This window comes from Pseudomonas fluorescens, from assembly GCF_019212185.1.
Taxonomy (GTDB): Bacteria; Pseudomonadota; Gammaproteobacteria; order Pseudomonadales; family Pseudomonadaceae; genus Aquipseudomonas.
The window spans coordinates 6,296,747-6,308,690 of the sequence record NZ_CP078138.1; the positions used below are offsets into that span (position 1 = coordinate 6,296,747).

Annotated in this window: 11 protein-coding genes; 6 read left to right on the plus strand and 5 right to left on the minus strand. The window is 61.5% G+C overall.

What is annotated here, in order from left to right:
* Nucleotide 1 precedes the first annotated feature (1 nt).
* The 4 genes from KW062_RS28545 (at nt 2) to ppx (ending at nt 3,761) form a co-directional block, all read left to right on the plus strand.
* Nucleotides 2-670: an amino acid ABC transporter permease gene (locus tag KW062_RS28545; protein ID WP_027616884.1), complete on the plus strand. Its 669-nt coding sequence runs from the start codon at nt 2-4 to the stop codon at nt 668-670.
* The gene (locus KW062_RS28550; RefSeq protein ID WP_027616883.1) at nt 667-1,317 is read left to right on the plus strand and encodes an amino acid ABC transporter permease; all 651 of its coding nucleotides are present in this window, start codon (nt 667-669) and stop codon (nt 1,315-1,317) included. The genes KW062_RS28545 and KW062_RS28550 overlap by 4 nt, the downstream gene beginning before the upstream one ends.
* Nucleotides 1,304-2,041, plus strand: coding sequence for an amino acid ABC transporter ATP-binding protein (locus KW062_RS28555; RefSeq protein WP_105753599.1), 738 nt, complete (start codon nt 1,304-1,306; stop codon nt 2,039-2,041). The genes KW062_RS28550 and KW062_RS28555 overlap by 14 nt, the downstream gene beginning before the upstream one ends.
* Nucleotides 2,042-2,258: 217 nt before the next feature.
* A complete protein-coding gene (gene ppx / locus KW062_RS28560; RefSeq protein WP_027616881.1) occupies nt 2,259-3,761 on the plus strand; it encodes an exopolyphosphatase in 1,503 nt (500 codons plus the stop codon).
* A 54-nt stretch (nt 3,762-3,815) separates the two neighbouring features.
* Here ppx and ppk1 read toward each other — a convergent pair whose 3' ends face one another.
* The gene (ppk1, locus tag KW062_RS28565) at nt 3,816-6,047 is read right to left on the minus strand and encodes a polyphosphate kinase 1 (RefSeq protein WP_027616880.1); all 2,232 of its coding nucleotides are present in this window, start codon (nt 6,045-6,047) and stop codon (nt 3,816-3,818) included.
* An 18-nt stretch (nt 6,048-6,065) separates the two neighbouring features.
* Nucleotides 6,066-7,079: a porphobilinogen synthase gene (gene hemB / locus KW062_RS28570; protein ID WP_027616879.1), complete on the minus strand. Its 1,014-nt coding sequence runs from the start codon at nt 7,077-7,079 to the stop codon at nt 6,066-6,068.
* A 207-nt stretch (nt 7,080-7,286) separates the two neighbouring features.
* On the opposite strand from hemB, the gene KW062_RS28575 reads away from it, so the two are divergent.
* Complete coding sequence (locus KW062_RS28575) at nt 7,287-7,916, plus strand: DedA family protein (RefSeq protein ID WP_027616878.1); 630 nt, start codon at nt 7,287-7,289, stop codon at nt 7,914-7,916.
* Nucleotides 7,917-8,088: 172 nt separating this feature from the next.
* Nucleotides 8,089-8,757, plus strand: a complete 669-nt coding sequence (elbB, locus tag KW062_RS28580) for an isoprenoid biosynthesis glyoxalase ElbB (protein WP_027616877.1) — start codon at nt 8,089-8,091, stop codon at nt 8,755-8,757.
* A gap of 3 nt (nt 8,758-8,760) precedes the next feature.
* Here the strand turns inward: elbB and KW062_RS28585 are convergent, their stop codons facing one another.
* The 3 genes from KW062_RS28585 to KW062_RS28595 all read right to left on the minus strand — a co-directional run bounded on the left by KW062_RS28585 (nt 8,761) and on the right by KW062_RS28595 (nt 11,913).
* A complete protein-coding gene (locus KW062_RS28585; protein ID WP_105753598.1) occupies nt 8,761-9,216 on the minus strand; it encodes a YaiI/YqxD family protein in 456 nt (151 codons plus the stop codon).
* 21 nt (nt 9,217-9,237) lie between these two features.
* Complete coding sequence (locus KW062_RS28590; RefSeq protein WP_105753597.1) at nt 9,238-11,133, minus strand: FTR1 family protein; 1,896 nt, start codon at nt 11,131-11,133, stop codon at nt 9,238-9,240.
* 147 nt (nt 11,134-11,280) lie between these two features.
* Nucleotides 11,281-11,913, minus strand: coding sequence for a LysE family transporter (locus KW062_RS28595; protein ID WP_105753596.1), 633 nt, complete (start codon nt 11,911-11,913; stop codon nt 11,281-11,283).
* Nucleotides 11,914-11,944 lie beyond the last annotated feature (31 nt).

The following is an 11,944-nucleotide window of genomic DNA, read 5'->3' on the forward strand; positions in this document are numbered from 1 at the left end:
TATGGCTTATCAGTTCGATTTCCTGCCGGTGCTGAGCAACACCGACCTGTTGTTGCGCGGCGCGTTGTTCACCCTTGAGCTGACCGCCATCGGCGCTGTGCTTGGCGTGGGACTGGGCATCGTCGGGGCGCTGGTGCGGGCGTGGAATATCCGGCCTTTCTCGGGGATCTTCGCGGTCTACGTCGAGTTGATCCGCAACACGCCCTTCCTGGTGCAGCTGTTTTTCATCTTTTTCGGTTTGCCGTCCCTGGGCGTGCAAATTTCCGAGTGGCAGGCGGCGGTGCTGGCGATGGTGATCAACCTCGGCGCCTATTCCACCGAGATCATCCGCGCCGGCATCCAGGCGATCCCCCGGGGTCAACTGGAGGCCGCGGCGGCACTCGCGATGACGCGTTTCGAGGCGTTCCGCCACGTGGTGCTGCTGCCAGCGCTGGGCAAAGTCTGGCCGGCCCTGAGCAGCCAGATCATCATCGTCATGCTCGGCTCGGCGGTGTGTTCACAGATCGCCACCGAAGAGCTGAGTTTCGCCGCCAACTTCATTCAATCGCGCAACTTCCGCGCCTTTGAAACCTATGCCCTGACCACGCTGCTGTACCTGTGCATGGCACTGCTGATCCGCCAATTGCTGAACTGGATCGGCCAGCGGTTCATTACAAGGAGTAGCCGATGAGCGATTTCACCTTCTGGGACATCGTGCGCAACCTGCTGACCGGCCTGCAATGGACCCTGGCGCTGTCGCTGGTGGCCTTTATTGGCGGCGGGCTGATCGGCTTGCTGATCATGGTCATGCGCATTTCAGATAAAGCCCTGCCGCGTCGCGTCGCCCGTACTTACATCGAGCTATTCCAGGGCACGCCGCTGTTGATGCAGCTATTTCTGGTGTTTTTCGGCGTGGCGCTGGCCGGGGTGGAGATTTCACCGTGGATGGCGGCGGCGATTGCACTGACGCTATTTACCAGCGCTTACCTGGCGGAGATCTGGCGCGGCTGCGTCGATTCGATCCCCAACGGCCAATGGGAGGCATCGTCCAGCCTGGCGCTGAGCCCGTTGGAACAGTTGCGCTACGTGATCCTGCCGCAAGCCCTGCGCATCGCCGTGGCGCCGACCGTGGGCTTCTCGGTGCAAGTGGTCAAAGGCACTGCCGTCACCTCGATCATCGGCTTCACCGAACTGACCAAGACCGGCGGCATGCTCGCCAACGCCACCTTCGAACCTTTCATGGTCTACGGCCTCGTCGCCCTCGGCTACTTCCTGCTTTGCTACCCCTTGTCGCTCAGTGCGCGATACCTGGAAAGGAGACTGCATGCCTCTGCTTAGAATTTCCGCCCTGCATAAATACTACGGCGACCATCATGTGCTCAAAGGGATCGACCTGAGCATCGAGGAAGGCCAGGTAGTCGCAATCATTGGCCGCAGTGGCTCGGGTAAATCGACCTTGCTGCGTACCCTCAACGGCCTGGAGTCAATCAACGACGGGGTGATCGAAGTCGACGGCGAATACCTCGATACCGCCCGCGCCGACCTGCGCAGCCTGCGGCAGAAAGTCGGCATGGTGTTCCAGCAGTTCAACCTGTTCCCGCACCTGACCGTGGGTGAGAACGTCATGCTCGCGCCACAGGTGGTGCAAAAAGTGCCCAAAGCCAAGGCCGCCGAACTGGCGCGTCAGATGTTGGAACGGGTCGGACTGGGGGAAAAGTTCGATGCCTTTCCGGACCGACTGTCCGGCGGCCAGCAACAGCGGGTGGCGATTGCCCGTGCCCTGGCCATGTCGCCAAAAGTGTTGCTGTGCGACGAAATCACCTCGGCACTCGACCCGGAGCTGGTCAACGAAGTGCTGAGTGTGGTCCGGCAACTGGCAAAGGAAGGCATGACGCTGATTATGGTCACCCACGAAATGCGTTTCGCCCGAGAGGTTGGGGATAAGTTGGTGTTCATGCACCAGGGCAAGGTGCATGAGGTGGGTGATCCCAAGACGTTGTTTGCCCAGCCGCAGACGGCGGAGCTGGCGAACTTTATCGGGACGGTCGAGGCGGCGGGCTGACCGTTCTTCAGCGTCGGTCAGCCCGTCTTCGCAGGCAAGCCCGCGCCCACCGTGAATGGCAACATGGAAACCCACATATGGGAGCGGGCTTGCCCGCGATTGACCGCGCAGCCGTCAGCAGTTTTCCTGCACTGGATCAAGGCTTTGAACACTGCGCGTTGGCGGCAGCGATTGATCGTGGCACGATGGTCAGGTTATCGACCGAGACCCCTAGACCATGCCCCAATCCCAAGCCAAGAATCTGTCCCTGATCGCCGCTATCGACCTGGGCTCGAACAGCTTTCATATGGTCGTGGCCAAAGCTCACCACAATGAAATACGCATTCTCGAGAGGCTCGGCGAAAAGGTTCAGTTGGCTGCCGGGATCGACGAAGCACGCCAGCTCAGCGAAGAGTCCATGCAGCGCGGGCTCGACTGCCTCAAGCGCTTTGCCCAACTGATCAACGGCATGCCCCTGGGCGCCGTGCGAATCGTCGGCACCAACGCCCTGCGTGAAGCGCGCAACCGCGGCGAGTTCATCCGCCGCGCCGAGGAAATTCTCGGGCATCCGGTCGAAGTCATTTCCGGTCGTGAAGAGGCCCGCCTGATCTACCTCGGCGTGTCCCACACCCTCGCTGACACCCCGGGCAAGCGCCTGGTGGCCGACATCGGCGGTGGCAGCACCGAATTTATCATTGGCCAGCGCTTTGAACCGCTGCTGCGTGAAAGCCTGCAGATGGGCTGCGTGAGCTTCACCCAGCGCTACTTCAAGGACGGCAAGATCACCCCGGCCCGCTACGCCCAGGCGTACACTGCGGCGCGCCTGGAGATCATGAGCATTGAACACGCCCTGCACCGCCTGACCTGGGATGAGGCCATCGGCTCCTCGGGCACCATCCGTGCCATCGGCCTGGCGCTCAAGGCCGGAGGCCACGGCACTGGCGAGGTCAATGCCGAGGGCCTGGCCTGGCTCAAACGCAAGCTGTTCAAGCTCGGCGACGCGGAGAAAATCGATTTCGAGGGCATCAAGCCTGACCGTCGGGCGATCTTCCCTGCCGGCCTGGCGATCCTCGAAGCGATCTTCGACGCCCTTGAGTTGCAACGCATGGACCACTGCGACGGCGCGCTGCGCGAAGGCGTGCTGTACGACCTGCTGGGCCGTCATCACCATGAAGACGTGCGCGAACGCACCCTCAGCTCCCTGATGGACCGCTACCACGTCGACCTCGATCAGGCCGTTCGCGTCGAGCGCAAGGCGCTGCACGCGTTCGACCAGGTGGCGGCGGACTGGGATCTGGATGACGGCGTCTGGCGCGAACTGCTGGGCTGGGCCGCCAAGGTGCACGAAGTCGGCCTGGACATCGCCCACTACCATTACCACAAGCATGGCGCCTACCTGATCGAGCACTCGGACCTGGCCGGTTTCTCCCGTGAAGACCAACTGATGCTGGCCCTGCTGGTTCGCGGGCACCGACGCAATATTCCCAAGGACAAGTTCGCCGAGTTCGGCGACGAAGGCATCAAGCTGATCCGCCTGTGCGTCCTGCTGCGCTTCGCAATTCTGTTCCACCACATCCGCGGCACCCAGGCGATGCCCCAGGTATCGCTGCATGCCAACGGCGACAGCCTGGAAGTGCAGTTCCCGGAAAACTGGCTGGACGAAAACCAACTGACCCAGGCCGACTTCGCCCTGGAAGCCGAGTGGCTGACCCGGGTCGGATTCACCCTCAGCGTGCGCTGAAAACAAAAATGGCGATCCTCAGGGATCGCCATTTTTTTGCCTGTTGCCTGAGAGTCAGCTGCTGACCGGCAGGATCGGGCTACCCAAACGCTCCAGCAAGGTCGCCTGGGCGCTGCGCGGGTTCTGGTTGCCGGTCGGGGTGTTGCGCACGTAGCGACCGTCCGATTGCAGGCTCCAGCTGTGGGTGTTATCGGTCAAGTACAGTTCCAGCTCCTTCTTGACCCGGGTCAGCAGCTTCTTGCCTTCGACCGGGAAGCAAGTCTCGACGCGCTTGTCGAGGTTGCGCTCCATCCAGTCGGCACTGGAGAGGAACATCTGCTCTTCGCCGCCATTGAGGAAGTAGAACACCCGGGTGTGCTCGAGGAAGCGGCCGATGATCGAGCGCACATGAATGTTATGCGAGACCCCGGCGATGCCCGGACGCAGGCAGCACATGCCGCGCACCACCAGATCGATGCGCACCCCTGACTGGCTGGCCTTGTACAGCGCGCGAATGATCTTCGGATCGGTCAGCGAGTTGAACTTGGCAATGATGTGCGCCGGCTTGCCGTCGAGGGCGAACTGGGTTTCGCGGGCAATCATGTCGAGCATGCCCTTCTTCAGGGTAAACGGCGCGTGCAGCAGCTTCTTCATGCGCAGCGTCTTACCCATGCCGATCAACTGGCTGAACAGCTTGCCGACGTCTTCGCACAAGGCGTCGTCGGAAGTCAGCAGGCTGTAGTCGGTGTACAGGCGGGCGTTGCCGGCGTGGTAGTTACCGGTGCCGAGGTGCGCGTAACGGACAATTTCACCGGCCTCGCGACGCAGGATCAGCATCATCTTGGCGTGGGTCTTGAAGCCGACCACGCCATAAATCACCACCGCGCCGGCCGCTTGCAGACGGCTGGCCAGTTGCAGGTTGGACTCTTCATCGAAGCGCGCCCGCAACTCGATCACCGCGGTGACTTCCTTGCCGTTACGCGCCGCATCCACCAGCGCGTCGACGATTTCCGAGTTGGCGCCGGAACGGTACAGGGTCTGGCGGACGGCCAATACATGCGGGTCCTTGGCAGCCTGACGCAGCAGGTCGACCACCGGGGTGAACGACTCGAATGGGTGCAGCAACAGGATGTCCTGCTTGCCGACCACACTGAAAATGTTCTCGCTGTTTTGCAGCAATTTCGGGATCTGCGGGGTGAACGGGGTGTATTGCAGCTCCGGATGGCTGTCCAGGCCGGTGATGCTGAACAGACGGGTCAGGTTGACCGGGCCATTGACCTGATACAGCTCGGTCTCGCTCAGGTTGAACTGCTTGAGCAAGTAATCCGAGAGGTGTTTCGGGCAAGTATCGGCCACTTCCAGACGCACCGCATCGCCGTAGCGCCGCGAGAACAGCTCGCCACGAAGAGCGCGGGCCAGGTCTTCGACGTCTTCGGAGTCAAGCGCGAGGTCGGCGTTTCGGGTCAGGCGGAACTGGTAGCAACCCTTGACCTTCATGCCCTGGAACAGGTCGTCGGCGTGTGCGTGGATCATCGACGACAGGAACACATAATTGTCGCCAGTACCTCCGACTTCTTCCGGCAGCTTGATCACCCGTGGCAGCAAGCGCGGCGCCGGGATGATTGCCAGGCCGGAATCGCGACCAAAGGCATCGACCCCTTCGAGTTCGACGATGAAGTTCAGGCTCTTGTTAACCAGCAACGGGAACGGGTGCGTCGGATCGAGGCCGATCGGGGTGATGATTGGCGCGATTTCGTCGCGGAAATAGCGGCGCACCCAGGTCTTGATCTTGGTGTTCCAGTGCCGCCGACGAATGAAGCGGACCTGATGCTTCTCCAACTCCGGCAACAGAATATCGTTGAGGATCGCGTACTGGCGGTCGACATGGCCGTGCACCAACTCGCTGATGCGTGCCAGCGCCTGATGCGGCTGCAGGCCATCGGCGCCGGCTTGTTCACGGGCGAAGGTGATCTGCTTCTTCAGGCCGGCGACACGAATCTCAAAGAACTCATCGAGATTGCTGGAGAAGATCAGCAAGAACTTCAGCCGCTCCAGCAACGGGTAGGACTCATCCAGCGCCTGTTCCAGCACGCGGATGTTGAACTGCAGTTGCGACAGTTCGCGATGAATATAAAGGATGCTGTCATCCAGGCCCGGGACCGGCACCGCTGGCGCAGCAGGTGCCGCCTCGGCGACCACTGGTGGCGGCACCGGTGCAGGAGCGGGCTCCGGCGCCGCTTCGACCACCGGCTCGTCCACAGGCAGGGCTTCGTTTACAGCAACTTCAGTAAGGCCTTCGGTATTCATCGCGTGTTCCTGGGAGGGCTATTTTTGCTCTCGTAACAATTGAGCGGCACGTACGGCAAAGTAAGTGAGGATGCCATCAGCGCCGGCACGTTTGAAGGCGGTCAGGGACTCAAGGATCACCCCTTCGCTCAACCAGCCGTTTTGTATCGCCGCCATGTGCATGGCGTATTCACCGCTGACCTGATAGACAAAGGTCGGCACTTTAAATTCTTCTTTGACCCGATAAAGGATATCGAGGTACGGCATGCCCGGCTTGACCATGACCATATCCGCGCCTTCGGACAAGTCGCTAGCCACTTCGTGCAAGGCTTCATGGCCATTGGCCGGGTCCATCTGATAGGACGCCTTGTTGGCCTTGCCCAGGTTCAACGCGGAACCGACCGCATCGCGGAACGGCCCGTAGTAGGCACTGGCGTACTTGGCCGAATAGGCCATGATCCGCACGTTGACGTAACCGGCCAGCTCCAGCGCTTCGCGGATCGCCTGGATGCGGCCATCCATCATGTCCGATGGCGCCACCACCTGCGCGCCAGCCTCGGCATGGGACAAGGCCTGCTTGACCAGTGCATCGACGGTAACGTCGTTCTGCACATAGCCGTCTTCATCGAGGATGCCGTCCTGGCCGTGGGTGGTGAACGGGTCCAGGGCCACGTCGGTGATCACCCCCAGTTCCGGGAACTGCGCACGCAAAGCGCGGGTGGCGCGCTGGGCAATGCCTTGCGGATCCCAGGCCTGCGCGGCGTCGAGGGACTTGAGTTCGGTCGGGGTCACCGGAAACAGGGCAACCGCCGGAATCCCCAGCTCGACCCACTGCGCCGCTTCTTCAAGCAACAGGTCGATCGTCAGGCGTTCGACGCCCGGCATCGATGCCACCGCTTCGCGACGGTTTTCACCGTCCAGCACAAACACCGGCAGAATCAGATCGTTGGTAGTCAGGACGTTTTCACGGACCAGACGACGCGAAAATTCATCACGACGGTTGCGACGCAGGCGGGTTGCAGGAAACAAACGGTTGGCGGGGGTAAAGCTCACGGCAGACTCCTGAGCCCGCGCTGGCGGGCGAGCGTGACAGTTATAAGCGCACATTATGACCGTCGTGTGACAGTTATGTGCACCCCTGTGACCCGTAGTCGCATTCATTGTCCTTGTAGGATTTGTTCACGTCGAGACACATTTGGATACTTTCCTCCATGGGCCTAAGGGGTTAGGCTGCGCGTTCATTTCGCCAGCACCCAGACAATGCTCCAACAATTCCTGAATGACTTTGGCTACTTTGCCCTATTCCTGGGTACGTTTTTCGAAGGCGAAACCATCCTGGTTCTTGCAGGATTCCTCGCGTTCCGTGGCTACATGGACATCAATATCGTAGTGGTCGTGGCGTTCCTTGGCAGCTACGCCGGCGACCAGCTGTGGTACTTCCTGGGCCGCAAGCACGGACGCAAGCTGCTGGCGCGCAAGCCGCGCTGGCAATTGATGGGCGATCGGGCGCTGGAACATATTCGCAAGCATCCGGACATCTGGGTCCTGAGCTTTCGCTTCGTCTATGGCCTGCGCACTGTGATGCCGGTGGCTATCGGCCTGTCGGGGTATCCGCCTGGCCGCTACCTGATCCTCAACGGCATTGGTGCGGCAATCTGGGCCACCGCGCTGGCCGCCGCGGCCTATCATTTCGGAGCGGTTCTGGAAGGCATGCTCGGCAGCGTCAAAAAGTACGAACTATGGGTGCTGGGCGCCCTGTTGGTGTTGGGTCTTGGTCTGTGGCTGCGTCGACGATTCAAGAATGCGCGGCTGGCCAAACAGGTCTACGCCGATGAGCAGGCACTCAAGGCCGAAATGGCCCGGAACGAGCCCAAGACGCCAGCCGAGTAACTTGCGGGCGTCACGCTCAGCAGGCTGTAACGGCCAGCGCAGTGCTCACCTGAATTTCATGGCGCGATCCGCGAGGAACGGTTGTCCAACGATCAGCGGTCAACTCTTTGACCCTATGGCAACCGGTGGCAAATTAGTGGACATTTAGCGCCATGAATCTGGAGAAGAGCCCATGAGCAAAAAAGTTGCAGTGATACTTTCCGGCTGTGGCGTCTATGACGGTGCCGAGATCCACGAAAGCGTGATCACCCTGCTGCGCCTGGATCAGCGCGGCGCTCAGGTGCAGTGCTTCGCCCCCAACATCGCGCAATTGCATGTGATCAACCACCTGACCGGTGAGGAGATGCCTGAGGCGCGCAATGTCCTGGTGGAATCGGCGCGCATAGCCCGTGGCCAGGTCAAGGACATCCGCGAGGCCAATGCCGAAGACTTCGACGCACTGATCGTGCCCGGTGGTTTTGGTGCAGCGAAGAACCTCTCCAACTTCGCCATCGAAGGTGCCGGCTGCAGCCTGCAACCGGAAGTCCTGGCACTGGCCGAGGCCTTTGCCGAAGCCGGTAAACCTGTGGGTTTGATCTGCATTTCCCCGGCGCTGGCGGCCAAAATTTACGGCCCGGGCGTCACCTGCACCATCGGCAACGACGCCGATACTGCTGCGGCCATGACCAAAATGGGCGCCACTCACACCGACTGCGCCGTCACAGACATCGTCGAAGACAAGGCGCGCAAACTGGTCAGCACACCTGCCTACATGCTCGCGCAGTCAATCAGCGAGGCCGCCTCCGGCATCAACAAGCTGGTGGACCGGGTGCTGGAACTGACCCACGAAAACGACGCTTGAGCATCAGCCTTTGCGACTGAGCCGAGTGAGAATCCGGTCCAGCGCATTGGCAAATGCCTGTTTCTCCCGCTCGCCAAACGGCGCCGGTCCGCCGCTCATCTGCCCCTGCTCGCGCAGGTCGGTAAACAGATTGCGCACGGCCAGGCGCTCGCCCATGTTCTGCGCATCGAACTCCTTTCCCCGTGGGTCCAGAGCAGCAACGCCCTTTTTGACCAGACGATCGGCCAATGGCACATCGCTGCAGATCACCAAGTCACCGGGCACCGCGTGCTCCACCAGATAGTCATCCGCCGCATCCGGGCCGCTGGGCACCACGATCAGCTTGACCAACGCCAGTGCGGGCTTGGTCTGCGGCTGGCCGGCCACCAGCACGACCTCGAACTGGCGCTTGAGGGCGAACTTTACCACCAGATCCTTCGCTGCCCGTGGGCAAGCGTCGGCATCGATCCATACACGCACGGTGTTCTCCTCTGTAATGAACTACGCCGTCGCCCGACGCTTCTCGGCCATACGACTGCGGCTGTACAGCACGACGATAGCCACAATCGCCAGCACCTGCGCACTGAGCGAGTAAGCATCAGCGTGAATCCCCAGCCAGTCGAAATCGAAGAACGGCACTGGCCGGGTGCCGAAGATCCCGGCTTCCTGCAGAGCTTTCACACCATGCCCGGCAAACACCACCGACAGCGCACAGAGCAGCCCGGCGTTGATCGAGAAGAACAGCGCCAGCGGCAACTTCGCCGAGCCGCGCAAAATCACCCAGGCCAGGCCAATCAGCAGTACGAAGGCGGTTGCACCACCGGCCAGCACCGCGTTATGTCCGGCGGGACCGGCTTGCAGCCACAGGGTTTCGTAGAACAGGATCACTTCGAACAGTTCACGGTATACCGAGAAGAACGCCAGGATCGCGAAGCCGAAACGCCCACCCCCGCCCACCAGGCTGCTCTTGATGTAATCCTGCCAGGCCGCTGCGTGGCGCCGGTCGTGCATCCACACCCCGAGCCACAGCACCATCACACTGGCGAACAGCGCCGTGGCACCTTCGAGCAGTTCACGCTGAGCGCCGCTGACGTCGATTACATAGGCCGCCAAGGCCCAGGTCCCCAGGCCAGCAAGCAAGGCCAGGCCCCAGCCGACGTTGACGCTGCGCACCGCCGACTGCTGGCCGGTGTTGCGCAGGAACGCGAGGATAGCCGCCAGGACCAGAATCGCTTCCAGGCCTTCGCGCAGCAGAATCAACAGACCGGAGATGTAACTCAGCGACCAGCTCAGGCCATCGCCACCGAGCAGGCCGGCGGATTCCTTGAGCTTGGCCTTGGCCGTGTCCAGGCGCTGCTGGGCCTGCTCCACCGGCAAGCCGTCCTGAAGTGACTGACGGTAGGCCATCAGCGCCTTTTCGGTGTCCTTGCGCACGTTGGCGTCGACGTTATCCAGCGAGCTTTCAACCAGCTCGAAGCCTTCCAGATAAGCCGCCACCGACAGATCGTAGGCCTGGTCGTGATCGCCAGCCCGGTACGCGGCAATGCTCTTGTCCAGGGTCGCGGCGGTGTAATCAAGCAACTGCGCCGGGCCACGCTGGACCTGAGGTGGCTGGGCTCGCTGCGCACGGAAAGTAGCTGCTGCTTCAGGCCCTTCGGCCGCCAGTACTTCTGCCGGGGTCTGACGGGCCAGATCGGCAAGGTTGAAGGTCTTCGTACTTTTTACCGCCGCCGGGTCGGCGGTGAAGCCAGCGATGTAGGTTGCCAGATCCCAACGCTGGCGTTCATCCAGCTGATCGGCAAACGACGGCATGTCCGTGCCCTCGATGCCCTGCCCCAGGGTGCTGTAGATCGCGTAGAGGCTCAGGCGGTCCTGACGGGCGCGATCCTGCAGGTTCGCCGGCGGCGGCTCCAGGCCGACACCGGCAGGGCCGTCACCAGCACCGCTGGCGCCATGGCAGACCGCGCAGTTCTGCGCATACAGCGGCGCGCCGCGTGCCGGGTCAGGAGTGATGATAGGCGCCTGACTGACCTCATAGGCCACCGCCAGCTTCGCCCCCAGTTGCCGCGCCTGACGGGCGACCGTCGCACCGTCCTGGCGCTCGTCGACAGCCTTGGTCAACGCCGCCAGCCCCTGTTCCAGTTCAGGCTTCTGCGGATTGGCCGGTAATCCGCCGACAAAACCCTGCAGCGACTTCAGGAACTCGAGCTGCTCCTGGTATTCAGCGCTATCGATCACCTTGCCCGCTTCGACCGTCGCCGGGTAATCGGCGCCAATGTAGTCGAGGACATGCAGGGCTTGTGGGGCACCTTCCACGGTGTCGGCCAGCAGGTTGGAACTGCACAGCGCAAGCAACGGGAGGACCAGCCAGGCCAGGAAACGGGACGGCGCAGTCATGAATGAATCTCATTTGGTAATACGAAGTTACATATTGTTCACTTCGAATGAGTTTCACTCAAGCTTTGTCGGTCCATGGCGGGCGTTTTCAGGTGCCGAGAATGAGAAAGGCGACCCAGAGGTCGCCTTTCATTGAAGCGGGATGGTTCAGACCACGGCTTTGCGCAGGGTCGCCATGAACGCAGCGGCACCAATGAACAGACCCGCGAAGGTGCGATTCATGCGTTTCTGCTGCTTTGGCGTGCGCAGCAGGCGCAACACCTTGGAGGCAAGTCCGGTGTATCCGGCCATCACGATCAGATCAACACAGATCATGGTCGCCCCGAGGATCAGGTACTGCGTCACCAAGGGAGCATGCGGATCGATGAATTGCGGCAGCACCGCCAACATGAACACCAGCGCCTTGGGATTACTGATGTTTACCAGGAAACCCCGGAATACCAGTGCCATGGGTTTGCCGATCGGGCGCATCGCCGCGTCATCGCTCATGTCACTGGGCAGCGCCTTCCATTGCTTGACGGCGAGATACACCAGATACGCCACGCCGAACCATTTGATCGCATAGAAGGCAGTCGCCGATGTCGCGAGGATCGCGCCGACGCCGGCGGCGACAATGGCAATCTGTAGCGCCAGGCCCAATTGCAGGCCGAGGGCATTCCAATAGCCGCGCCAGAAACCGTAGCGCAGGCCGCTGGACATCGACGCAATGGCGCCGGCGCCCGGAGAAAGACTGATTACCCAGCAGGCGGCAAAAAAAGCCAGCCACGTTTCCAACACCATCGCACACCTCGCCTCACACGCTTGTCAGTTG